The organism is Labrenzia sp. THAF191a, assembly GCF_009363335.1.
GTDB lineage: Bacteria > Pseudomonadota > Alphaproteobacteria > Rhizobiales > Stappiaceae > Roseibium > Roseibium algicola.
The window spans coordinates 3,020,301-3,044,656 of sequence record NZ_CP045333.1 but is presented as its reverse complement, the minus strand read 5'-3'; the positions used below and the strand labels follow the sequence as shown (position 1 = coordinate 3,044,656).

Here is a 24,356-nt window from a genome sequence, read left to right as displayed (position 1 = left end):
ACAGACTCAGGTTTCATTCGCCAAATCAGCTCAACATTTAGGCATCAAAATTACTGCACACGGGGAGAGCATTTGCATTTATTTCGGTGAACCAATCGATTTTTTCACTCGAAATTAAAAATTTTTTTGAAGGCGCTGGCAAAAACCGACTAATTCAATCTGTTGTAATTAAAGGGGTTTTGGTCTGATTTTTGACCATTCAGTCAAGCTCTGCGTAAAATGCATAGCAGATCTGCGCCCCTGCCTCTTGTTTACGCAGCTTGTGCACTGCATATAAGCATCACTGTTGGTCACACGGACATCACGTCCTCCTCCCAGTGATGTTCCGACCAGCTGTTCCCCTCTGGAAGGTGATTCCACTGTTTTCAGTGAATCAAAATAAACTGCCGGGTCTTTCAAGGCCCGGCTCTTTTTTTGCCCAGGCCATGCTGCGACGCAGCATGACGTAATGTCACTTCACCTCACATGAACAGGCGTTCGTTGCCCAGGTCCTTGTAGAGGCCTGCCACCTGCTCCTCATAGCCGTTGTAGAGAAGCGTGTTGCGGCGCTCGTCCGTTCCAAGCAGCCGCTCGGAAGACTGCGGCCAGCGGCGATGCGGCACGGACGGATTCACGTTCGCCCAGAATCCATATTCGGAAGACTGGATCTCCTCCCAGAAGCTGACCGGACGCTCGTCGGTGAAGGAGATCTTCACGATCGACTTGATCGACTTGAAGCCGTACTTCCACGGGACAACCAGCCGGATCGGTGCACCATATTGCTTGGCAAGCGGCTTGCCGTAAACGCCGGTAGCGATGAAGGCGAGTTCATTGGTCGCTTCTTCCAGCGTCAGGCCCTCGACATAGGGCCAGGGATACCAGCTCTGCTTCTGCCCGCTGGCAACCGACGGATCGAGGAAGGTTTCAAAACGCAGGTACTTTGCACCAGCCTGCGGCCCGGCCAGCTTCACCAGCTCGGCAAGCGCGAATCCCGACCAGGGCACGGCCATCGACCACGCTTCGACACATCGATGCCGGTAGAGCCGCTCTTCCAGGGGCATCTTGGCCAGAAGGTCATCGATGCCGATCTCTTGCGGATTGTCGATCATGCCATCCAGCACAACGGTCCAGGGGCGGATCTTGAGTTCCTGTGCCGCCGGCCAGATCTGCTTGTGCGTGCCGAACTCGTAGAAATTGTTGTATTTCGCCGTGAACTCTTCCGGGGTCACGTCCCTGTCGAGCGTAAAGGCCTCATTGCGCTTGACCGGATAAAGGCCCGCGCTCGGGTCCTCTTCCGCAAAGGCCGGGCGAATTCCGAGGCCCGTACCCATCAGCGCACCAGCCCCGGCAAGGCCAGCAAGGATCTGCCGGCGGTTCATGAAAACGGCCTCCGGTGTTGCTTCCCGTTCCGGAAGCTCCCAGCTGCGTTTCTTCAGTATATTCATTGTCAGTCTCCCGTTTGTTCCGAAGGAAACCGGAATCGGCTTTCAATGGCAAATAACGCCCTGGTGACTGAGCGCAACAACAAGGTGATCAACAGTACAGCGCCGCAGTAAGGCGAACACAACAGAGGGGCCAACCGGCCCCTCTGTCATTGCTTTCAGTGCTCTAGCGTTCATGCGGCCTGTCTGCCGGACCTCTGCAGGGCAATGTCCGCCGCCTTGCCGGAAAGTTCCGCCATATGGTCGAACTCGGCGGTGTAGCTTGCCACCCCGGCGGTTGCCGAACGCAGTTCGATGATCAGGTCACCGATTTCCGCTTCCGGCATCAACGCCTGCACTTCATCCCAGCCATTCCACTCGGGACGGGCATCGAAGCCAAGCAATTGTCCGCGTCGTGCCGAGACGATCGCATTCACCCGCGCGGTCGCATCGCTCGGGCAGGCAATCACCACCTTGTGGATCGGCTCCAGCAGCACCGGCTTGCACTCAGGCAGGCCTTCCCGGATTGCCAGTATGCCGGCCATCTTGAAGGCCTGGTCGGAACTGTCCACGGAGTGATAGGAGCCGTCCGTCAAACAGACGGACACATCCACCACCGGGAAACCCAGCGGGCCTTGCCCCAACGCATCCAACACGCCGTCACGCACGGACGGGATATATTGTTTCGGCACGACACCCCCGGTAATCGTGTCTGAAAACTGGACGCCCTCGCCACGTGGCAGCGGAGATATCTCGATCACCACATCACCGAACTGACCATGCCCGCCGGACTGTTTCTTGTGTCGGCCACGGACCTTGGTGCCTGTCCGGATCGTCTCGGCATAAGGCACGTGCGGCGTATTGGCGGAGATATCCAGACCGTATTTTCCGGCAAGGCGTTCCTGGGCAACACGCAAATGCATTTCGCCCTGCCCTGCAAGCAACGTTTCGGCTGTTGTCTGGTTTTGCGATACGATCAGCGAGCGGTCCTCTTCAACCAGTTTCGCCAGTGCCGCGGAAAGACGGACCTCGTCCTTGCGCTGTTTGGCGGAAATCGCCGTCGCCAGAACAGGATTGCGCCGTTCAAGCACCTGAAGGCTTTCGATCTTTCCGTTTTCGAAACTCAGGAGGTCGCCCGTCTGGACATCATCGAGCCTGCCGAGCCCAACCAGATCGCCCTTGCCAGCCGTTGCGATCTTGTTCGCCTGCTGGCCGAAGACAGAAAACAGTCCGGACACCTTGATTTCGGTGTCGCCATTGAGGAACAGGGTATCGCCGTCGGAGACCACGCCTTCCAGAACACGGGCGATCGACTGCTTGCCCCCGTGCTGGGTGTGCAGCGTCTTGACGACCTGCAGCATCGCCCGCGACGTCGTGCCAAGCACCCGGCGCGACAGCAGATCGACACCTGGAACCTCGTGGCGCAAGGCCTTGAGCAGCCGGCTGACACCGTTGCCGTGTTCTGCGGAGCCGAAGAAAACCGGACAGATGAGACCGTCCTGCATTTCGTTCACCAGATCGGCGAACACCTGATCGCGGTTGGGGGCGATATCCTCGAGCAACGCCTCCATCAGATCGTCATCGTGGTCGGCCAGGTGTTCCAGCATGGTGAAACGGGCTTCGTGCTCACGCGCGAGATCCGCATCGGACATGTCGATCTGCGTGCTTTCCTCCTTCTCGTGATAGACATGCGCCCGCTCCAGCGCGAGATCGATGAACCCAGTCGCCAGGCCGTCTTCCCAGATCGGGATCTGTCGCAGTACCAGCGGCACCGCGGATGCCGGTTGCAGCACGCTCAGGACATCGCGTACCCGCCGCGTGCTCTTGTCGATCTTGTTTAAAAACAAAACCCGCGGAATGGCGCGGGCTTCAAGGGCTTTCAGGATCAGCTGCAGGGCTGGAACCTTGCGCTCGTCGTCCTCCGCCACCACAACGGCCAGATCTACTCCCGAAAGCGCCCCGTCCATTTCGCTCAGGAACTCCACGGATCCAGGGCAGTCGACGAACACGAAGCGATCTCCCAGGAATTCCGCGTCCGCAATGTTCAGTTCCACACTCATGCCGTGGGCACGCGCTTCCGGCGAAGCGTCACCCACCGTATTTCCGTTCGCGACGGAACCTTGCCGGGCCACCTTGTCCGTTCGCGCCAGCAAGGCTTCCAGAAGACTGGTCTTGCCGCTGCCGAACGGACCCACTAGGGCGATACAGCGCGGAGCGCTGCCCGCAGCAGATCCTTTTCCGTTTGAAGTGATTGCCATGCTGAGCCTCCCGTTAGTTCGAGGATATCTCGTAACAACGCGGCAGGGCCGGCTGGGGGACGCGGCCTGCCGCGTCTCGCCCGGATGGGATCGAAGGCCATTTGCCCGGTACTCAACAGCACCAAGCCCCAAACTGCGGCCGATCGACCAGGGGCGGTCAGCCATCGTCGCGCCGATATCGGCGGCAACGCAAGGGAATCTTACGCGGCAGCGCAGCAATTTGCCTCTGTATCGGCTCAGTCTCCAGGCCGATGAGAGTTCAACAAAAGTGCACAAAAATCCAAAACACCGCCGATCCCAGAGGCTTACAAAGGCTCTCCCGACTGAGATCTCCAGGCCTGCAAGCGGTGGAGAAAATTTGAGATGAAGACTGAAAAAGGCCCGCCTTCAGATCTTCCCAAGACAGTGCCTTTGCCCTGCCGGAATTGGCAGATAGTGAAATTGAGGCGCGGAGGCCTATGTAACCAACTTGAACCGGCCTCGGGCAAAAGGAGCACGCGTGACCAAAACCCTGATACTCTGTTCAGCCCTGCTTGCTGCCACGTCGGCAATACCGGCGCATGCGCAGTCGACCCAGCTGCGCAGTCCTCCCATGATGACCTCGCCGCGGCTGCCTTCTGCCGGTCAGCAGCTGAACCAGAACCTCAACCGCCAACAGTCCGGTTTCTCCACCCGGCAACAGATTGACGGTGCGGAGCGTCTGAACCGCACCGAGCAGATCAACCGGCAGAACACCCGGCCGGACAAGGAAGAAACTCCCTGTGCCGGCGCGAACGAAAGCTGCCGCGACTAAAGCGGAGAAACAGCACAGTGGCAGCCGCTGAGGCTTAGTTGATCAGTTCCAGCGTCATCTTGCTGACACCCAGTGTCAGGTTCGTGCCTGTCTGGCTTTCCAGGCTGAAAGGGTTGAGCGCGATGGACCGGTCGAAACCACCCAGCAGTGCGTTCGCCTTGATCCCCGCACCAACACTTGCCCCGGCGGTCAGCCCGCCGTAGGTGCCTGCCAAAAGGCCCGGCTTCCGGTTTGCGGAAGGTGCGAGCACGCCCCAGACCAGCGTGGCCTGGTTGGTCTTGCCGATATCCAGCCCATAATCGCGGACGGTCCCCTTGTAGTTTTCCACCGCTCCGCCGTCGACCGGTGAAAAGCTGCATCCGAGTGTTGCTGTAGAGCCAACAATGAAACTGTGCTCGCCTTCCACCAGGCAGCTCAGTTTGCCGATTTCAACCTTTGGGCTGTCTTCGGAGGCAAGGGCCGGCATGGCAAACACAATGGCCACGGCGGCAAGAACCGGTTTCAAAATACGCATGTAGAGAACTCCCGTTCGGCTGCGAATATCCGCTTTTAGCAAAGGCGCGGATCACGCCCGTGATATGACGCGCCAAGACGTCAAAATCGCGGCAATGGCAACAGGGTCAGGTGTAACCGTCGGTAGTGTCGGTACCGCCCGCCAGAGCTGGGGCAAGCACACCAGCATTCGACGACCTGTCCGATACACGGGCAAGCAGAAACCGGCGACCGGCAATCAGAAGGGTCAAGGTGACGATCACCGGAAGAATGCTGTTTTCCGGTGCCTGGAACGCCCAGACCGTTCCAGCCAGTGATACGGCAAGCATCAGAAACGATAGTCGGTACTGCGTTGATCTGGGCAAGTTGGGGACACCGGCAAATCCACCGCGTGAGAACAGGGTCAAGACCGCGCCAGTAAGCGTCACGGTCAACAAAACGGCGCTGTACGAATAGCCTGTCAGGAATGCTGCCAGAGTGCTGTCACCAAACCGATACAGGCCGACCAGAAGCGGTGTCACCAGCAGGATATGCAGATTGATACCGAGCAATACGGGGTGCATGGGCGCCTTGACCAGCACAAAGCCGGCAAGAACGAAAACCGCAAGACCGCAACCACTCCAGCCTGCAAGCTCCAGATCACCTGTCTGTCGCCAGAGCACAATGAAGACAATCGACGGCAGGCTTTCAAACAGATCAAGAAGCAGTTGTTTTTGATGTGAATTTGCCATCGCTCACCCTCCACCTGACGGGAAAAGGCTAGAGCGTTCAAACTGTGTTGTAAACCGCGCATTCCTCAACCGGAAAATGCAACCCACAACAGGAAAGGGCGGCCGTTGGCCGCCCATTCGAAAGTCTTTCGATGCCCGAAAAGCTTATTTCAGGTTCCCGCAGAAACGCTGGATGCGCGTGCAGGCTTCTTCCAGAGCTTCGGTCGAGGTCGCATAGGAAATGCGGAAGTTCGGACCAAGCCCGAAAGCCGAACCGTGAACGACGGCGACACCTTCAGCTTCCAGAAGCTCGGAGACGAAGTCCTCGTCACTCTCGATCACCTTGCCGGACGGGGCCGTCTTGCCGATTGTGCCGGCGCAGGACGGGAACACGTAGAACGCGCCTTCCGGCACCGGGCACGAAATGCCGTTGGCCTGGTTCAGCATGGAGACAACCAGGTCCCGGCGTCCCTTGAAGACTTCGTTGTTCTTCGGGATGAAGTCCTGGGTGCCGTTCAGCGCCTCGACCGCCGCCCACTGGGCAATGGAGCAAGGGTTGGAGGTCGACTGCGACTGTACCTTGGCCATGGCCTTGATGAGGTCTGCCGGGCCGCCGGCATAACCGATACGCCAGCCGGTCATTGCATAGGCTTTCGACACGCCGTTGACGGTCAGCGTGCGCTCGTAAAGAGCAGGCTCCACCTGAGCGGGTGTGGTGAACTTGAAGTCGTCATAGACGAGGTGCTCATACATGTCGTCGGTCATGACCCAGACATGGGGGTGCTTCATCAGCACATCGCAGAGCGCCTTCAGTTCAGCTTCCGTGTAGGCCGCACCGGACGGGTTGGACGGGGAGTTGAAGATCAGCCATTTGGTGCGCGATGTGATCGCCGCATCGAGTGCTTCCGGTGTGATCTTGAAGGTCGACTTGTCCGCTTCCACGATCACCGGTTCACCGCCAGCGAGCAGCACCATGTCCGGATAACTTACCCAGTAAGGGGTCGGAATGATGACTTCATCGCCCGGGTTCAGCGTTGCAATCAGCGCGTTGTAGAGCACCTGCTTGCCGCCGGTACCCACGGTGATCTGGCTGGTTTCGTAAGTAAGCCCGTTTTCCCGCTTGAACTTTTCGACGATGGCCGCCTTCAGCTCCGGAATACCATCGACAGCGGTGTACTTGGTCTTGCCGTCGGTGATGGCCTTGATAGCGGCTGTCTTGATGTTTTCCGGGGTATCGAAATCCGGCTCGCCAGCTCCGAGACCGATTACATCGCGGCCTGCGGCTTTAAGCTCGCGTGCCTTGTTGGTGACGGTGATGGTCGCAGAAGGTTTAACACGCGCCAATGCGTCAGCAAGAAAGCCCATAATGTCCTCCAGGGGGAAACGGGATTAACAGCGCGCGGACCCTAGATCCGTGCGCTGCGGAAAACAAGACCAAATCCGGAGAAGAACGGGAGTTTTCAGGCCGCTTGCGCCAGTTTGCCGGCGTATCTTTCAATCACCCCGGCATCAAGCGGTCCGCCATAGCCGAGATAGAAGCGGTTTGCCCCCTTGGACAGCAGAAATTTCAGCGAACGGGCGACCTGAAGTGGGTCTTCTTCAAAGGGAGGCGGCTTGGGCCGACCCTTCAGCGCGATTCCCCCCAGAAGAATGCCGGACGCCGCCAGATCCCCGCGAGGACGGCACCATCGTCACGTTCGCAGTGCCTTCATTCCCATAGGCACGAGCCTGGCGTAAATCCTGGGGCAGATCTCCTCTGGACCGTGGAACACCACGGCGGCAATGCCGCATCAGCGACATGAAGATACTCTATCGGTCCCCCCTACCGGGCGAGCGCGATCAGCTTCTCGTTTCAAGGATCAGCTTCGGATCGTCCTTGTCCTCATCGATGATCGTACACTTGAAGCGCTTTTTCTTGGTCTGGCCATTGAGCACCGTCACCGGCACCGACAGGGGAACTTCCGAGGCTTCTTTGGCAGACGTCAACAGGGACGCATAATTGCTCGGATGAAGCAGCATCTCGGTGATCGGGCGGCTGTCGAGGACGTCCGATGTCAGATGGTAGGTCTTCATCGCTGCGTTGTTCGCCGCGATGATGATCTTTGACTTGATGTTGACCACCAGGATCGGTGCGCTGCAGGCTTCGAAGACTCTGGCAAAGTCGACATCACCGCCGGCATGACCGGCCGAAAACAGCACCCCGCCCACCGTGCCGCCGACACGGAAGTACATGGCATCATATTTCAGTTCGACGCTGTCGTTGGACGCCAGCAGAAACTTGCCACGCCCGGTCGCACTGGCCCGGCGCGTCAATGCCGCAAGCGTCAGGGAGACGATCGTTCGCCCGACCCGGTTCTGGATATGGGCAATGTTGCGCCCCAGGATCAGGCGAGCATCCTCGATCTGGAAGCTCTTGAGGAAACCGTCGCTGGCAAAGCGCACGTAGCCGAAATTGTCGACCAGCAGCACAACGCGGGTGGAGGACGCAACGAAATGCTGGAGGATCGGTGCCAGTCCCAGCACGACCCGGCCCGGATTATTGTCATTCTCACCGATGGAGGGAAAGCAGATCGCAAGGATCTTGCCGTCCGGCAACTCGTAACGATAGGCAACGATCGGAATGCCCGGGATACGGTGGTCCGGCCCGCCGCCGACGTCGAACGGCCCGGCCTGGCCTTCCCGGATCGCACCCTGGACGAGGCGGAGAATGGTCTTCCGATCCTCTGGCGACAGGTGGCGCAGCGCCTCGTTGGAGGGCGCCTCCTGCAGATCCCGCACTTCGCTATTGAAACTCTGGGAACCGATCTCGTGCCAGAGAATGGTTTTCTTGCTGATATCGGCGATGAAAAACTGGATACCCGCCAGCGACAAGGCCGGCGGCTCCCCGGCCTTCTGGACCGATGGTTCTGTCGACGTTACTGGGTCTGTCGGCTTGCCCACCGTGGCGCTCTGCGCAGCGTTTATCGTCATTCCGTGCCTGGTCTGTTTGTATCGGATCTCCCGGCGAGCAAGCATGCTTCCGAAATGCAAACAAACACTAAAATCGCATCGTAAAATATCTGGGTTATGTCAGTTTTTACAGTAATTAAACAATGCAATACGTTTTTATGAGAAGTTGTATTGTCAATTTTACGAAAGCTTAATTGGCCGAATTCAGAACCCTAAACCACAGCTTTCCACCTTCGCACATCAAGTCTTCCGGAATGGGGAACAGAACCGTCTCCCCCCTTGAATGCAGCGCCATTCGGAGCATGGACACTACCTATTGTGCCGCCTTGCCAAGTCGGCAGCAAATAGGTCGAATTTGCCGCAAAATAGTCACGAAAACACACGGCGCATGTCTAAATCGCGTCCGCGTGCCGGCGCAATTTCAAACGAGATTGAACTCATCCCAGCGGATGGAGGAGCCAATGGCCCACGCAACGACCGTACAGGCGACCATCAAGTCGCAGAACGTAAGCTTCCCACCGGTTTTGCTGTTCATAGTGGCAGCAGGCCTGTTGATGTTGATGTCCGCACTGGAGCCGTCACTGGTGCTGCCGATGGTCGCGTTCCTGACCATGGCAGCCGTTACCCGTCTGCTGGCCCGCCGACTGTTTCAGGACCTGACCGGCGTTCAAGCGCAGGCAGACTGACAGAAACCGAAGTACAACCGCTCGAACCTGACAGATCTTCACCATGGCACGCGTAGATAACCAGAAAACCAGAAAGTCCGCCCCCTCCAAAAGCGACCTGCATGAAGCCCGGCCGCTGTTGCAGGCAATCTTTCTGGGCATGCTGCTGGCAACCGCTTTGGTCGCAGCAGCGGCGATGGCAAACCCGGCCAACACGAACGGTGTCCCGAAGACCGAGCCCGTCGCGCACTCGGCAACCGGCCAGGCACCGGCAAATGCCGGTCGGCCGGCAAGCGCCATCTTCTGACAGCTTGACATACAACGAGCTGCCGCGGCGGCTCCGTCTGTTTCAGGAAGTCAAGATCAGCGCCTGGAAGACCGACCTTTCAAAAGCCGAGACCCGGCCTCATGCTTGGCACATGAGTGCCGGGCCTCAGTGCCCGGTCCGCCCCCGGATAACGTTTCCTGCCCAACGACGGTTCCCTTTGAACCTTCATCCAAGACAGCCCCGCAGTGCATATGTGCACGCGCCCGCAGCCTCTCCGACCTCAGGTGACCCGCTCGTTGCATCCGCTGTTGATCACGGTCAAGGACAGGAATTTGTTCGTTCGCCAAGTAAAGCAATATCACATGTCATCTGCAAGACCGCACGCGGTTCAAGGCTGGCATCGATCGGAAATTAACCAGAGTCACATGGCGCGACCTTGAATACCGGGGATAACCGCAGTCCAGGTCTTTGCGAGTGCGTTCGGAAACTTCCGGCAAGCCATGTGGAACAAAATCCGCTACGGGGCATTTGCCCTCAAGTGGTAGTATTACGCCGATGCAACCGGCGCCAGTGAGGGATTTCACATCATGACCATTGCCAACGGCGAAAAGTGGATCGATAAAGAAACGAAGGGTTTGTCGGAGGCAGCAATGGACATCGACCTCACACTTTCAGCAGACACGATCCGCCTGCTCGCCCAGAAGGCGCGGGCAGTTGCATCGTCTCTTCAGGATACGTTCGAGGACGGCCATGAAGGCGACGTCGAATTCGACGCCGATGCCCTGGAGCAAAGTCACGGTCACGATGGCCTTGCGGAGGAAGAAAACGACGATCTCTCCGACGAGGAACTGCGGGAGCTGATCGAGGATCTCAACGTGGATGAAGCTGCCGAACTGGTGGCCATCTCCTGGATCGGCCGCGGTGATTTCGAGGCTGAAGACTTCCAGCAAGCGGTCGACGAGGCACGCGAGCGCGCCGTCGGTTCGACAGCAACCTATCTTCTCGGCATGCCGCTCCTGGCCGACCACCTGGAAGCCGGTCTCGACGCGCTTGACCTCTGACGGCCGACACAGCGCTGTTTTCGCCCGGGCTTCAAGACGTTCGGCGGGTCAATCCGACTAGGTCATTTTTGCCGGGTCGTCCACATCAGGTCGTTTTCCTTGGGAAAACCGGTTAGCAATTGATTTACTATCTTTTCGCTGCCGGACATTTGGCCCACTCTTGCCCCACTTCGTGGTGGGACAAGGGAGTTGAGGGCATGCTGCAAGACCCGGCGAACCAAGACGTGTTTACCGTCCATCGTCCGTCTCCATGGCCATATGTCGGCGCAATGCTCGCTGCGTCGGCCCTGATCACGACACTGGTCGTGGCGTTCAGCAGCTAATCCATACCGGCACTACCGCTCGAAACCGGTACCGGTCATCGTTCAGAGAGTTCCTTAATGCGTTCAACGCGTCTGGCCGTGCTCGATCTTGCCCGCGGCCTCGCTGTTGTCGCCATGGCGATCTACCATTTCTCCTGGGACCTTTCCTGGTTTGCCTATGTCGACTGGCCTGTTGCCCAGGGGACAGGCTGGCGCGTGTTCGCCGCCTCGATCGCCGGCAGCTTCCTGCTTCTGGCCGGCGTCAGCCTGGATTTCGCCCACCACCTGGGCATCCGTTGGCAAGCCTTCTGGCGGCGCCTTGCCGTGATCGTCGCAGCCGCAGCCGCCGTGTCGCTGGTCACCTATTTCACTTTCGGCGATACTTTTGTCCGTTTCGGCATTCTCCATTCCATTGCCTTGTCCAGCGTGATCGCCCTTCCCTTCACGCGCCTTCCGTTCGTCTTTGCCGGGCTTGCTGCGGCGTTCGTTTTCTCTTTGCCCTTGTGGGCAGCTTCATCCGCCCTCGACGGCCAGCTCTGGCTGTGGACAGGGCTCGGCACACCGGATTTTGCCAGTGTCGATTATGTGCCGCTGGCGCCCTGGGCCGGAGTGACGCTGGCGGGCGTCGCCATCTCGAAGATTTTCCGAAAGATCAATCTGTGGCAGACGCTGTCCGGACTGACATTCGCCGACCGTCCCGGCCGGCTGACGCGGTTCCTGGGCCGCCATTCCCTGCCAGTCTATCTGCTGCATCAGCCCTTGCTGTTCGGCCTTGTGTGGACGGCAACTCAGATCGGTCCGGAGATGGACCGCTCCGCCAAGGCCTTCGTTCGCAATTGCACGGTTTCCTGCCAGGGCACGACCGCTACGACAGAAATCTGCGAAGCCGCTTGCGGCTGTACGCTTGAATATCTGAAATCGGACGGCATCTGGGACCAGCTTCTGGCGGAGCCCGAAAACCAGTCTCTGCGCAACCGGATGTCGAACAGATACAGCCAGTGCCTGGCTGATCCAAAGTGGCCGGATCCGCTCAACTGATCCCGGCTTTCAAGCCTTCAGTGCTGTTTCCGGGCGCTCAGGAAAGACGGGCCAGTTGCCGGAGCGCCCGCCCCCGCCGCTGCCGTGCAAAGGGAAGAAACACGTCCTCGTCTCGCCCCGCCGCCACCTGCTCCAGCGCCCAGAGGGCCGACACGGCGTCACATTTGGCTTTCATGACACCGAGACAATCGGCCTCGGGCACCGCAGCGCCCGTTGCTGCATAGGCTTGCAGGAAAACCTGTTCCTCATCCGCACTCATCTCGTGCTCCAGAACGGCGTAGGCAAGATCCCAGGCGGGATCCGACATGCCTGAGAATTCCCAGTCAATCAGCCAGAGCTGGTCGGATGTCATGAGGCAGTTGCCGGGGGATGGATCGCCATGGCTCGGAACAAGTACCGGGCCAGCACCACCAGCGGTGCCGGCACCGATCGGTCGCAACACTATTTCCAGCCCGGCCATTTCCTCCCGGCACCGAACTGCGTCCTGAAGACCTTGCCACTGCGTCTGAAGCACGCTGTCCGGATCGAGCAGCCCTTCGAAGGCCACACCGGACCCGTGCAATTGCCCCAATGCCTCACCGAGTGCACGGGCCAGGATATAAGACGGCTGCTCCGAAAGATCGGCAGGGCTGCCGCTGACCTCGACGGCGCGGGTCACCAGAATACCGGCCTCCGCATCACAAAATACCGGCGGCACGGCAATTCCAGTCGCAGCGGCGAGCATCAGATTTCTTGCCTCTACCTTCCTGTCGATGTTGCCTGCCGCTTCCAGACGTGGAAGCCGCAGGAAGAACGTACCCTTCTCAGCCTCCAGCCTGAACACACGGTTTGTCAGCCCTGGCTGGGGCCGGGCTGACAGGGGAGCGCCACAAACACGACGCAGCGCCTGATGCCGTTCAAAGGCCTCCAGGATGTCCGGCAAAATGGTATCTGGCGCGTCAGAGGAAAGCTGTGGCACAAGCAGAAACAATCAAACGAAACAGAGGAGCTGGCCGGACGCCATGACGAACGTCCCATCGCCCCATATCATCATCACCTACTGCCGCCAATGCAATTGGCTGTTGCGCTCCGCATGGATGGCGCAGGAAATCCTGTCCACCTTCTCGGAAGAAGCCGGCGCTGTCACCCTTGTTCCGGGCACCGGAGGCATTTTCACAATCATCTGCGACGGTCAACTTGTCTGGGACCGCAAGACAGATGGCGGCTTTCCGGAGGCCAAGGTGCTGAAACAGCGGCTTCGTGACCTGCTTTGGCCGGAGAAGGACCTCGGCCACAGCGACCGTCAGGACAGGATAGACTAGGCCGGCCCCGCTCAAGTGAATTGACTTCTTGAAGTCGCGAATATGTATACTATGGCATCCGAAGCGCAGCTTTCGGCAAGAAACTTCGAGACAGGACGCATGAACCGGAGCCTTCATGCACATCAGGTTATCACTGTTATTTTTGGCACTACTATCGCTTGCCGGAGCAAGCACCAGTTCTGCAGTGGAAACCAGCGAACCTGAAATCGTCATCTATACCGAGGACTACAAACCGCTCTATTTCCCTGGTGAAGACGGGAAAATCTCGGGAACTGTCACCCAACTTGTACAAGATCTCGCCGATGAGGCCGGCATAACGGTCGAGATGCACATGCGGCCGTTCAAACGCGGGCTGAACGCGGTGGAGAGCAACGCCAACCATTGTTTCATGGCCCTGTGGCGCACTCAGGAACGCGAACCGAATTTCACCTGGGTCGGACCTTTGGAAATCGACGGATACGGCCTTTTTGCCTTGAAGGGCAGTTCCATAGAACTTTCGACAGTGGAAGACAGTTTCGGCTATTCGACCGGAGCCGTCGGCGGCTGGACCAGCACCAATGAACTTCAGGACGCCGGCCATCCCCATCTTGTGCTGGTGGATGAAGATGGGCTCAATGCGAACATGCTGCGGTCAGGTCACACCAAGCTCTGGCTGGGTGGCCTGATTTCGGCTCCCTATGTTGCGGCACAGGAAGGGGTGGAGATCGAGAAACTGCTGACCCTGCAGACCGTCGAACTTGCCCTGGCCTGCAACTCACATATCGACCAGTCCGTTACCGACCGCCTGCAGTCAGCCTTGAACGCGCGTCTTCAGAAAACGCCACAAAACAACCCCAAGCGATTGACGCAATAGACAATTCGTCTCTGCTGCAGGGCAACCACCTCGAAAAGTTGCATGACTTCAAAAAACTACTTTCCAAAGTCTTACCTGCACAACAAGCACACAAAAGACCGCCCATAATTAATGCAACTCTCTTTTGGGTCTTCTTAAAACTTTCAATTCAAAATGCTTTCGGCAAGACAACGTCCGGAGCTCAAGAATGAAGTTCGTGAACCTTCCTTTCAGGAAGACTGCAACCGAGCCCTCAGCAACAAGGCATGAGCGGGCCGGACAACCGACACGGCAGCGCCCCTTTTTCGACTGGCCGATCAAGACTCAACTGCAGATCGGCTTCGGCGCCATGCTTTTGTGCGCCATCGGGGTCGGTGCGGGGGGCTTGTTCGCAAGCTCGGAGGTCAAGAACTCGGTCACGGTGGCAAAGACCGCCAACGAACTTCTGGGGAGCGTCCCCCGGTTGCTGTCCCACGCCCAGACATTCAGTCGCGACGGCAGCAGCCAGACGGCGGAAGCGGTTGCTGCAGACATTGGCTTGATTTCGCAGGAAAGTCTCGCCTTGTCTGAAAGCCAGCCCCAGGCGGCAACGCAGTTCGCGAGCATCGTCGGCGATCTGGAGACAGGCTTTGCGACGCTGCGCGACACACGGCAAAGCCGTGACACAGCGGCTGCGAGCCTCGACACCCTCACCTCCGAACTGGTTGCAACCACCAACAAGGCCTTCGAGGAATACAAGGCCCTTGCCGCCTACAGATCCGCCCTTGCCATCACCAACGAAGGCAAGATGACCAACCTGTCCAACGTCAGCCCCCGGCTCAGCAACATGCGCATCACCACTGTGGTGCTGGCGCAGGAAGCCGAAACCTTTGCGGCAACACCAGACAAGACCCTGGCAAAGAAACTGGCGGACCGGGTGGATGCCCTCGACAAGGACGCGAAGGCGGTTCGCCGCACGGTGAAGACAGACACGATCAAGGACAGCGTCAAGGACCTCACCAAAAGCTCCAAGTCGTTTGAGAAGCTTTTGAAAGCGCACTTGAAGTCGCCGGAAGAGGACGCCTGGAAAAACAAACTGGAACCGGCCATCCTTGAACTGATCACCCTTGCCGACACGATCATCAAGGCCGCCGAAGCACCGATTGACGAACTGACGAAGGAACTGCGGGACTTCGACAAGGCCAGCGCCGATATCGCGCTTCTGTCGAACTACACCCAGAGTGTGGCGCGTAGCGTGCTCGGCGTCCGCAGCGCCTATTCAGACTATCTGAACACATCCTCGCAGGACGCCGCCGATACATTCCAGCTCTATCTGAGCGATGCCCGTACCGAACTGGGCAATCTGGACACGGTGCGAACCTCAGCCGGCAAGAACACGTCTGACAAGGCTCTGAATGATCTTCTCAATGGTCCTCTCAAGGCACTTGTTACCGCCGGCAGCGATGCCTTGCCGAAACTTGAAGCCACTTTTGCCGAAGTCGTCACCTCGACGGCGGCACTGCGCGCAAGCGAACAATCCTTTGCCGCCGCCGCCTCCTCCCTGACGGAACAGGCAGAAATCATCAGCGCCAATTCCGGTGCGACCGCATTGGCAAGCGCCGTCGGTGCTCAAACGCAGATCACCGTTACGCTTGCCCTGGCACTGCTTCTGGGCATCGCTTTCGTCGTATTGCTCTCCACTGCCATTATCCGCCCGATCCGGGGCCTGACCGGTGCGATGCTCAAACTGAGGGACGGCGATACGGCTCTCGACCTTCCGGCTGCCAACCGCAAGGATGAAATCGGCCACATGGCTCAGGCCGTCGCAACCTTCCGTGACCGGGAAATCGAACGGATGCGGCTGGAAGAAGAAACCCTTGCAAGCCAGGAAGGTGTCCGCCAGCGCCAGGCCACCGTCGATGCGCTTGTGGCATCGTTCCGTCAGGATATCGAGCAGGCTCTCGCCACGGTGACCGGCAATATGCATCAGCTCGACAACACGGCCGAGCAGCTTTCCGAAATTGCCCGCACGACGACAGGCAAGTCCGAAGACGTCAGCACCGCCTCCAGCCAAGCCAGCCAGAACGTCCAGACCATCGCGGCCGCCACCGAGGAACTCAGCGCTTCCGTTCAGGAGGTCGGCCGGCAGGTCAACGACACCCTCGTGCGCGTTGAGGAAGTTGCAGGAGCCACCCGCACTTCCAACGACCAGATCAAGGGCCTGTCGGCGGCCGCCGAACGCATCGGTGCCGTTGTCCAGCTCATCCAGGAAATTGCCGAGCAGACCAACTTGCTGGCGCTCAATGCGACCATCGAAGCCGCACGCGCCGGCGAAGCCGGGCGTGGGTTTGCCGTGGTTGCCTCGGAAGTCAAGTCACTGGCCGGTCAGACGGCCAAGGCAACAGAGGAAATCTCCAGCCAGGTGTCCGAAATCCAGCAGGCCACCAACGGCGCCGTGGACGCGATCAGCGCGATCATGGAAATGATGGAGTCCGTCAACGAAACCGCAGCCGCCATGGCAAGTTCCGTCGAACAGCAGGCCGGTGCCACCGCGGAAATCTCCACCGGCGTCTCCCAGGCTGCAGGCCAAACCGCAAGCGTATCGGAAAATATCGGCGATCTCTCCCGAGGCTCCAGCGAAACCAGTCTGTCGGCCCGTGAAGTGGAAGAAATCACCGGTGCAGCCACCCGGCAACTTGCCGAAGTCACCACACGGATCGACCGGTTCCTGCAGGATGTCGCAGCAGCCTGAGTTGAAGGTTCTGCAGAAACTGGATACCGGCGTCACCGGTATCCAATCACCTTGCACCTGACTGTCTTTAGTCATCCCGGACGCAGCGCAGCGAATATCCGGGATGACCACGGATTGTTTTATCTTGGCGGCAACGCTGTGTGACTACGTCCCCTTACGCTGCATCCTGTGCCTCAAACACCTCCCGGGCCGCGTTGAGGCCGTTGATCGCTGCCGGCAGGCCACCGTAGACGGCCATCTGCCAGATCGCCTCGACGACTTCCTTCCGGTCCGCACCGGCGGCAAGCGTGTGTTCAATGTTGATCTTGAGTTGCGGAGCCGTCTGCCCGCCAAGCACGGTCAGGGCCGCAATCGTGCACAACTGGCGTGTTTTCAGGTCGAGGCCCTCACGGGCATAGTGCCGGCCGTAAGCCCATTCGATCAGGCTTTCGGAAAATCCGGGCAGAAGATCGTCGTAACGATCGCTGAGAATGGCTTCCAGGTCGGGGTTAAGTTTCTGCGTCAGCGCGCGGCCGCGCTCCAGGGCGGTGCTCATGTTTCGGAGCTTCCTTGCTTGGCGGCGCACCGTGTTCGGTCCGGGCGCAGCTTTCGAAGGCCGGATCAACTGTCTCGCCCGCTTCCATCCTTCTGTAGCGATCAATCTTATCGTCCAGGACGTCCAGCATTTCGGTAAGCCGGGCAACATCGCCGGCAACCTTTCCCCTGTGCGCTTCCAGCAGCTTCCGGCGCTCCGTCAACGAAGCTTCGCCCTTTGTACGCAGGTCCGCGTAACGCAGCCGGTCCTTGATGCCCATACCGGTCGATTTCAGCCGGTCCAGGAAGTCGATCCACCTGAGGATCGTTGCATCGTAGACCCGCCGCCCACCACCGTCCCGCAAGGGACGCGGCAGAAGGCCGATCTTTTCGTAGTAGCGCAGGGTGTCGGTCGAAAGTCCCGATTTCTCGGCCAGGTCGCCAATCCGCATGTCAGTCTCCGAACGGAACGATTTCTCTCAGGTACCGGTTGGAGTGCACTCCAGGTCAAGCGTCTTTTTCAACTAAATCAAATCTGGCGACACGGAGTTGCATTGCTGACAGAGCTCAATCTCGTTCCGGTTCGGCCGTTTTCGAGGCATCCAGACCTGACGACGGCAAGACCCCACCTCGCGACGTCGTGAACTTGGGGTGAGTGTCAATCAATTGACTGATCGGTCAGTTAGAAATATCAATCGCGCATGACCACGACACGCGACACTCTCATCGACACGGCCACCGAGCTCTTTCTGGGACGCAACTTCGGTGCCGTCGGCACCACGGAACTCTGCAAGAGCGCCGGAGTGAACAAGGGAACGCTGTACCACTACTTCCCTTCGAAGTCGGATCTTCTGGCTGCGGCGATCGAGCGATATGCCACGTCTTTCGGACAAGCTTTCCGCGACATTGCCGACAGTGACGCAGCACCGGAAGAAAAGCTCCGCCAGCTCTTCGACGTTCCCGCTCGGGCAAACCGGGACTGGAAAGCCCGGTACGGCTTTGCACAAGGATGCCTTGTCGGAAACATGAGCCTGGAACTCGGGGCCGTCGATATCCCTGTACGCGAGGCCATCAAACATGCACTGACGACGTGGAAAGCCCCGGTCCGCGATATCCTGCACCAGCTCATCGAGGCCGGTTCACTCGCCAGGATCGATTGCGACAGGGGAGCGGATGTCGTCATCGGCCTCATTCAGGGTGGGCTTCTGCTGGCCAAGGCGCAGAACGACCCGTCGCACATCACCCTTCTCGCCCCCGGCGCCCTCTCCCATCTGAACAGCCTTAAACCCTAACCGCCGCGGGTTGCGGCAAACACTGGACGTCCGAGCACGTTTATCCCTCACTTGACTGGTCGGTCAGTTGACACACGAAAGGATACGACAAATGCCAAAAATGCTTCAAATCGAACCCAGCCAGGCAACAGGAGCCACGAAGGAGGCGTTTGACGAGGCCAAGCGGCAATTCGGCGGCGTCATCAATCTCTTCAAGGTCACGGGCAATGCCCCCAATGTGCTGAAGGGCTTCCTTGCGCTCAATGCCAGCGTCAACGACGGCATAGAACTGACGGGCAAGGAGATCGAACAGGTAGCCATGCTCGTTTCCGCACTCAATCGCTGCGATTATTGTGTCAACGTTCACATGAAAGTGGGCCAGATGCACGGCGGCAGCGAAACCGAGATGCTGGCCGCAATGGAAGGCCGCGCGGAGGATGCGCGGACACAGGCCCTGCTCGACTACGCAAATGAAGTCGTCCGCAATCGCGGCCAGGTGACCGCCCAGACGCTTGATGCGGTCCGGCAGGCCGGTTTTTCCGACAAGGCCCTACTGGAAACCATCGGGATCATCGGGATCTACACCCTGATCCAGTATGTGCGGCACGTGGCGGACCCGGAGCATGATTTCCCGCAGGTTACCCAATACGACGCACAGCAGATGGGCGCCTGAACAAGCGGCCCGGTCGCGTCAGCCCGATGACGCGACCAAACCCGACCAATGAACAGCCGCCACTTCACGATTGCCCAAACTTGAACGGGAGGAAGACGATGATCGACGTTCACCGAAAAAAAGCCCTGCCGGTCCATCCGGACCTGGTCCGACAGCTTGCAGGTGGTTTTGACCAGATCGGTGCATGGCATCCGGCCGTTGCGGACTGCAAGACGAGCGAAACACCTTCCGGAACGGTGCGCCACCTGACGTTGCCGGACGGCGCGATACTCCAGGAAGCTCGGACCGACGACGGAACGGTTCCCGGAACCTACAGCTACCGCATACTCTCTGGCCCCCTTCCCGTGCGCGACTACACTTCGACATTCCGGATCCTTGCGACCGGCAACGGCTGCGAAGTGGAATGGTCGGGAAAGTTCGATGCGGAAGGCGCTTCAGAAGATGAGGCACGTTCCGTGGTTGCCGGCATTTATGAAGCAGGACTTCAGGCACTGGCAGCGATGGTTGCCGGACAGTCCGGCAAGACCCTGCAACGCCGCAAGCCCTCCCCCTTGCCACAGGTGACCACGGTTCCGGAGATCCGTGCCGACGAAGCGCTGCGCGCTGTCTACGAAGACACCAAGGCCGTGCTGCAAGTGCCATGGATGGGCGTGGTGACGATGGCCTTTGCACAATATCCGAACTTCTACGCCACCTTGTGGGGCGGACTGCGAGACCTTGCCGGAAGCAGGGAATTCGTTGCAGCCTGCACCGAGCTGAGATCATGTGCAGAGCAGGAAGTTGCCGCCTTTTCGGTTCCGGAAATTACAAGGGATTTGCGCAAACGCGGGTATGCGGATCAGGAACTCGAGCGGATAAGAGACGAGATCGAGGTCTTCTCCCACGGCAACATGCCCTATCTCCTGATAGCGACATCTGCCCGGCTTCTGATCGAGAACCATGACCTTGCTGAAAACAGCACCATTTCACCCCACGATGGCGAACACGGGCCGCGGCGACTGGGGGCACCGGTGCTCATGGAAATGCATCACGTCGACAGCCAGACACGAGATGTCTACGACGACATCATGCGCACGCTCGGCCTGCCGTTCGTGAACACCGACTATCGTGCCCTTGCCCGCTGGCCGAGCTACTTTCGCCTCGCGTGGAATGCACTGCGTCCTCAGATCGAAACCACCGACTATGACAAGGCCTGCGAACGCGTTCACGACTGCGCGGTCAACCTTGCCCGGACGTTGCCCAACCCTGGCGGACTGACACCGGAAATCCTGCAAGCGGCGATTGCCCGGGACACCAACGCGCAGCCGGTTGGCGATGTGGTGCGGCTGTTTCAATGGTTGCTGCCGGGCCTGATCGTCAACGTCGAGGCCTTTCGCCAACAATTGATTTCGGAAAAGTCCAATTGAAAAAAAGCGGCCGGCGGGACTTGCCCGGCCGGCCGTTGGAAAGGCCCCAAACAGGAGCGCTTTGAAGGTCGATCCGGCGAGGCGGTTTCCACCGCCTTCGCCTTAACGGCTGCAGGTGCCGTCTTGGTTCTGTTAAGCGAACCACCAGCGTTCGACGGCGCGGAAACCGTCCAGGGTCCAGTTGGCGGCAACCTTTTCCGGATGCTGGACCTTTTCGTTGTGCGCCATGACATAGCTGGCGAACATCGGAATAATCACACCACCGTCAGTGCGCACCAGGTTCTGCATTTCGCGGTACATATCGGCGCGCTTGGTTTCATCAAGCTCGGAACGTGCCGTCTTCAGCAACTGGTTGAAACGCTCGTTCTCCCAGTAGGTATCGTTCCAGGGAGCGCCTGACGCATAGGCCACGGAGAACATCCAGTCTTCCGTCGGACGTCCGCCCCAGTAGACCGCGCAGAACGGCTTTTTCATCCACACATCGGACCAGTAACCGTCATTCGGCTCGCGCGTCGGCTTGATGTTGATGCCGGCCTTGCTCGCGCTGTTTGAATAAAGCACGGCCGCATCGACGGCACCGCCGAAGGCCGCATCAGCTGCTGAAAGGCTGACGTCAAGGGAATCGAGACCGGCCTGCTTCAGGTAGTATTTCGACTTGTCGGGATCGTAGGTGGTCTGTTCCAGGTCGTCCGCGAAGAAGCGGTTTGACGGGCTGATCGGATGATCGTTCCCAACAGCCCCGTAGCCGAACAGGATCTTGTCGACCAGTTCCTGGCGGTCGACAGCATATTTCAGCGCCATACGTACATTGTTGTCGCTAAAGGGCGCCGTGCGCGTGTCCATCGCAAACGTGTAGTGCTGCGTGCCCGTGGTCGACAGGATCGTGACGTTCGGCGACCGTTTGAACAGACCGACGGTCTTCAGGTCCACCTGATCGATGACATCGACATTGCCGGTCAGGAGTGCTGACTGACGCGCTGCAGGGTCAACGATGGTCAGCAGCTTGACATCGTCGAAATGCGCCCGGTCGGTCTTCCAGTAGTTCTCGTTCCTGGTCAGCTCGGCAATGACACCCGGCTGGTAGTTGGTGACCTTGTAGGGACCGCAACCGTCGCTGCTGGTCGGATCGATCTTGCCATCGGAGGATTTCATGATCGGCAAGTGATAGTCGCTGACCACGAACGGGAAGTCGGCATTGCCCGCTTCCAGCGTGAACACGACGCTGTCGCCGTCGACGCTGATGTCCTTGATGGGGTCGACGAAAGGCTTCGCCGCCGAGGTGCTGTTTTCGCCGCGGTGATAGTTGATCGAGGCCACCACGTCTTCCGGCTTGACCGTGCCGCCGCTGTGATACTCGATCCCCGGGCGGATCTTGAAGGTCCAGACCGTGGCATCGGGAGACGGCTCCCAGCTTTCCGCCACTTCGCCCACCAGGGTACCATCTGCGGTGATCTCGATGAGGTAGCCATGACGGGACGTGGCGAACACCTGCACGAAGACATTGTCCCAGGTGCCCGGATCATAGTTTTCACTGGTGTTGCCGGCGGCGATGCCAACCCTGAACGTACCGCCCTTCTTGGGTTGCGCGGCTGCCGGACCGATCGCGAACTGACCGGCAACAGCCGCTCCGCCGATCGCTGCCGCACCTTGCAGGATGCTGCGCCGGGAGACCCCGGACTGCAGGATGTGCTTGTTAAGATTTCCCATTTTCATGTCCCCTCTTTTTGATGTCCTCATTATGGAAATGACGCCGCGTGAACGTGTCCGCGCGAAAGAAATCTGCCCTGAACGTCCTTGACCCGGACAGAATTGCCAGCCACCAAGACGCCTGTTTTCCATACTATGCCGTTTTTGATTGATCGCTCAATTAAAAAAAAGCTAACACTTGCGGCAAGGTCCTCACCCGCGGTGGAGAAGCAGCATGGGAAAGCGCAAGAACATCCTGATCCTGATGGTCGACCAGTTGAACGGAACCTTGTTTCCGGACGGCCCGGCGGAGTTTCTGCACGCACCAAACCTGAAGAAACTTGCCGCCCGTTCGATTCGCTACGAGAACACCTACACCGCTTCGCCCCTCTGTGCGCCGGCACGCGCAAGCTTCATGTCCGGCCAGCTGCCACGCCGTACGGGCGTCTACGACAATGCCGCCGAATTCGCCTCCGACATCCCGACCTATGCCCATCATCTGCGCCGCGCCGGTTACACCACCTGCCTGTCCGGCAAGATGCATTTCGTCGGTCCGGATCAGATGCACGGCTTTGAGGAACGATTGACCACCGACATCTACCCTGCCGATTTCGGCTGGACGCCGGACTACCGCAAGCCGGGCGAGCGTATCGACTGGTGGTACCACAACATGGGGTCAGTCACGGGCGCCGGCATTGCCGAGATTTCCAACCAGATGGAATATGACGACGATGTCGCCTTCCAGGCCGTGCGTAAGATCCACGACTACGGCCGCGGCAAATACGACCGCCCGTTCTGCCTGACGGTCAGCTTCACCCACCCGCACGATCCTTATGTCGCCCGCCAGAAGTACTGGGATCTCTACGAGGACTGCGAGCACCTGCTGCCGCAGGTTCCGGCGATGGACTACGACGACCACGACCCGCATGCAAAGCGCATCTTCGATGCCAACGACTGGCGCAACTTCAACATCACCGAAGAAGACATCCGCCGCTCGCGACAGGCCTATTTCGCCAACATCACCTATCTGGACGACAAGATCGGCGAAATCCTGCACGCGCTCGACGCGATGGACCTGACCGAGGACACCACTATCCTCTTCGTTTCAGATCATGGCGACATGCTGGGCGAGCGCGGCCTGTGGTTCAAGATGAACTTCTTCGAAGGCTCGGCCCGCGTGCCCCTGATGGTTGCCGACGCGGATCTCGCGCCGAAGCACATTTCCGATCCGGTCAGCACGCTCGACGTTCTGCCGACCGTCTGCGACCTCGCCGGCATCGACATGAGCGAGATCATGCCCTGGACCGACGGCACCAGCCTGGTTCCGCTGGCAAAAGGTGAAGCCCGTACCGCACCGGTGCTGATGGAATATGCCGCCGAAGCCTCCTACGCCCCGCTGGTCGGCATCCGGGAGGGCGACTGGAAATACATCCACTGCGAACTCGACCCGCCGTTGCTCTTCAACGTGACGGACGACCCGCACGAACTGACCAACCTCGCCGCCGACCCGGCGCATGCCGCAACCGCCGTGCGCTTTGCCGAGATCGCCGGAAAGCAATGGGACATGGCCGCTTTCGACGACGAAGTGCGCCAGTCCCAGGCCCGCCGCTGGATCGTCTACGAAGCCCTGCGCAACGGTGCCTATTTCCCCTGGGACTACCAGCCCCTGCAAAAAGCCTCCGAACGCTACATGCGCAACCACATGGACCTGAACATCGTGGAAGAAAGCCAGAGGTATCCGCGGGGAGAGTGAACCCGCTTTCTTCCTGGACCGGCTCGCTTACCCTTGTCATCCCCGCGCAGGCGGTGAACCGGTAAGCCTCTGATCGCTTGTGTTTCCACTTCCCAGCGACACGGACTACTGGATCCCGGTCTTGGCTGCGCCAAACCGGGATGACAAAGATCAGTGTCGCGGCCACGCCTGCCACTGTTCCCCAGAGCTCACCACACCCTCCTTGTCATCCCCGCGCAGGCGGGGATCCAGTAAGCCCCTGACCTCTTGTGCTC

The 24,356-nt window shown here is 59.2% G+C and carries 22 protein-coding genes; 12 read left to right on the top strand and 10 right to left on the bottom strand.

Features of this window, described 5'->3' with window-relative positions:
* Window positions 1-461: 461 nt before the first annotated feature.
* Both msrP and FIV05_RS13890 read right to left on the bottom strand, forming a co-directional pair.
* Window positions 462-1,424, bottom strand: a complete 963-nt coding sequence (msrP, locus tag FIV05_RS13895; RefSeq protein ID WP_152509961.1) for a protein-methionine-sulfoxide reductase catalytic subunit MsrP — start codon at window positions 1,422-1,424, stop codon at window positions 462-464.
* 170 nt (window positions 1,425-1,594) lie between these two features.
* Window positions 1,595-3,658: an elongation factor G gene (locus FIV05_RS13890; protein WP_152509960.1), complete on the bottom strand. Its 2,064-nt coding sequence runs from the start codon at window positions 3,656-3,658 to the stop codon at window positions 1,595-1,597.
* A gap of 499 nt (window positions 3,659-4,157) precedes the next feature.
* On the opposite strand from FIV05_RS13890, the gene FIV05_RS13885 reads away from it, so the two are divergent.
* A complete protein-coding gene (locus FIV05_RS13885) occupies window positions 4,158-4,451 on the top strand; it encodes a hypothetical protein (RefSeq protein ID WP_145903515.1) in 294 nt (97 codons plus the stop codon).
* A gap of 34 nt (window positions 4,452-4,485) precedes the next feature.
* Here the strand turns inward: FIV05_RS13885 and FIV05_RS13880 are convergent, their stop codons facing one another.
* The 4 genes from FIV05_RS13880 to FIV05_RS13860 all read right to left on the bottom strand — a co-directional run bounded on the left by FIV05_RS13880 (window position 4,486) and on the right by FIV05_RS13860 (window position 8,623).
* Window positions 4,486-4,965: a DUF992 domain-containing protein gene (locus FIV05_RS13880; RefSeq protein ID WP_152509959.1), complete on the bottom strand. Its 480-nt coding sequence runs from the start codon at window positions 4,963-4,965 to the stop codon at window positions 4,486-4,488.
* 106 nt (window positions 4,966-5,071) lie between these two features.
* Window positions 5,072-5,674, bottom strand: coding sequence for a hypothetical protein (locus FIV05_RS13875; RefSeq protein WP_152509958.1), 603 nt, complete (start codon window positions 5,672-5,674; stop codon window positions 5,072-5,074).
* Between the two features lie 144 nt (window positions 5,675-5,818).
* A complete protein-coding gene (locus tag FIV05_RS13870; RefSeq protein ID WP_152509957.1) occupies window positions 5,819-7,018 on the bottom strand; it encodes a pyridoxal phosphate-dependent aminotransferase in 1,200 nt (399 codons plus the stop codon).
* A 474-nt stretch (window positions 7,019-7,492) separates the two neighbouring features.
* Window positions 7,493-8,623, bottom strand: coding sequence for a hypothetical protein (locus FIV05_RS13860; RefSeq protein WP_209009663.1), 1,131 nt, complete (start codon window positions 8,621-8,623; stop codon window positions 7,493-7,495).
* A gap of 440 nt (window positions 8,624-9,063) precedes the next feature.
* Here FIV05_RS13860 and FIV05_RS13855 point away from each other — a divergent pair, with 440 nt between their 5' ends.
* The 4 genes from FIV05_RS13855 to FIV05_RS13840 all read left to right on the top strand — a co-directional run bounded on the left by FIV05_RS13855 (window position 9,064) and on the right by FIV05_RS13840 (window position 11,936).
* Window positions 9,064-9,288, top strand: a complete 225-nt coding sequence (locus tag FIV05_RS13855) for a hypothetical protein (RefSeq protein WP_145915727.1) — start codon at window positions 9,064-9,066, stop codon at window positions 9,286-9,288.
* Between the two features lie 43 nt (window positions 9,289-9,331).
* A complete protein-coding gene (locus FIV05_RS13850; RefSeq protein WP_152509955.1) occupies window positions 9,332-9,574 on the top strand; it encodes a hypothetical protein in 243 nt (80 codons plus the stop codon).
* Between the two features lie 548 nt (window positions 9,575-10,122).
* On the top strand, window positions 10,123-10,596 hold the full coding sequence (locus tag FIV05_RS13845) for a DUF3775 domain-containing protein (protein ID WP_022997978.1): 474 nt from the start codon (window positions 10,123-10,125) through the stop codon (window positions 10,594-10,596).
* 380 nt (window positions 10,597-10,976) lie between these two features.
* Window positions 10,977-11,936, top strand: a complete 960-nt coding sequence (locus FIV05_RS13840; RefSeq protein WP_152509954.1) for a heparan-alpha-glucosaminide N-acetyltransferase — start codon at window positions 10,977-10,979, stop codon at window positions 11,934-11,936.
* A gap of 37 nt (window positions 11,937-11,973) precedes the next feature.
* Here FIV05_RS13840 and FIV05_RS13835 read toward each other — a convergent pair whose 3' ends face one another.
* Window positions 11,974-12,858: a phosphotransferase gene (locus FIV05_RS13835; protein ID WP_173013842.1), complete on the bottom strand. Its 885-nt coding sequence runs from the start codon at window positions 12,856-12,858 to the stop codon at window positions 11,974-11,976.
* Between the two features lie 79 nt (window positions 12,859-12,937).
* Here FIV05_RS13835 and FIV05_RS13830 point away from each other — a divergent pair, with 79 nt between their 5' ends.
* The 3 genes from FIV05_RS13830 to FIV05_RS13820 all read left to right on the top strand — a co-directional run bounded on the left by FIV05_RS13830 (window position 12,938) and on the right by FIV05_RS13820 (window position 16,800).
* Complete coding sequence (locus tag FIV05_RS13830; protein WP_152509952.1) at window positions 12,938-13,237, top strand: SelT/SelW/SelH family protein; 300 nt, start codon at window positions 12,938-12,940, stop codon at window positions 13,235-13,237.
* Window positions 13,238-13,379: 142 nt separating this feature from the next.
* Window positions 13,380-14,090, top strand: coding sequence for a transporter substrate-binding domain-containing protein (locus FIV05_RS13825; protein ID WP_173013841.1), 711 nt, complete (start codon window positions 13,380-13,382; stop codon window positions 14,088-14,090).
* Window positions 14,091-14,277: 187 nt separating this feature from the next.
* Entirely contained in the window at window positions 14,278-16,800 is a 2,523-nt protein-coding gene (locus FIV05_RS13820; RefSeq protein WP_152509950.1) for a HAMP domain-containing methyl-accepting chemotaxis protein, read from the top strand.
* Between the two features lie 154 nt (window positions 16,801-16,954).
* Here the strand turns inward: FIV05_RS13820 and FIV05_RS13815 are convergent, their stop codons facing one another.
* Both FIV05_RS13815 and FIV05_RS13810 read right to left on the bottom strand, forming a co-directional pair.
* Window positions 16,955-17,335 (bottom strand): carboxymuconolactone decarboxylase family protein, encoded by a 381-nt coding sequence (locus FIV05_RS13815; protein ID WP_062487764.1) that lies wholly within the window; start codon window positions 17,333-17,335, stop codon window positions 16,955-16,957.
* Window positions 17,289-17,765 (bottom strand): MerR family transcriptional regulator, encoded by a 477-nt coding sequence (locus tag FIV05_RS13810; protein ID WP_152509949.1) that lies wholly within the window; start codon window positions 17,763-17,765, stop codon window positions 17,289-17,291. The genes FIV05_RS13815 and FIV05_RS13810 overlap by 47 nt, the downstream gene beginning before the upstream one ends.
* Window positions 17,766-18,014: 249 nt before the next feature.
* Between FIV05_RS13810 and FIV05_RS13805 the strand changes: the two genes are divergently transcribed.
* The 3 genes from FIV05_RS13805 to FIV05_RS13795 all read left to right on the top strand — a co-directional run bounded on the left by FIV05_RS13805 (window position 18,015) and on the right by FIV05_RS13795 (window position 20,663).
* Window positions 18,015-18,605: a TetR/AcrR family transcriptional regulator gene (locus tag FIV05_RS13805; protein ID WP_152509948.1), complete on the top strand. Its 591-nt coding sequence runs from the start codon at window positions 18,015-18,017 to the stop codon at window positions 18,603-18,605.
* Window positions 18,606-18,696: 91 nt separating this feature from the next.
* The gene (locus FIV05_RS13800; protein WP_152509947.1) at window positions 18,697-19,257 is read left to right on the top strand and encodes a carboxymuconolactone decarboxylase family protein; all 561 of its coding nucleotides are present in this window, start codon (window positions 18,697-18,699) and stop codon (window positions 19,255-19,257) included.
* 98 nt (window positions 19,258-19,355) lie between these two features.
* Window positions 19,356-20,663 (top strand): SRPBCC family protein, encoded by a 1,308-nt coding sequence (locus tag FIV05_RS13795; protein ID WP_173013840.1) that lies wholly within the window; start codon window positions 19,356-19,358, stop codon window positions 20,661-20,663.
* A 132-nt stretch (window positions 20,664-20,795) separates the two neighbouring features.
* On the opposite strand, the gene FIV05_RS13790 is transcribed toward FIV05_RS13795, so the two are convergent.
* On the bottom strand, window positions 20,796-22,370 hold the full coding sequence (locus FIV05_RS13790; protein ID WP_035909848.1) for an ABC transporter substrate-binding protein: 1,575 nt from the start codon (window positions 22,368-22,370) through the stop codon (window positions 20,796-20,798).
* A 214-nt stretch (window positions 22,371-22,584) separates the two neighbouring features.
* On the opposite strand from FIV05_RS13790, the gene betC reads away from it, so the two are divergent.
* Entirely contained in the window at window positions 22,585-24,102 is a 1,518-nt protein-coding gene (betC, locus tag FIV05_RS13785; RefSeq protein WP_152509945.1) for a choline-sulfatase, read from the top strand.
* Window positions 24,103-24,356 lie beyond the last annotated feature (254 nt).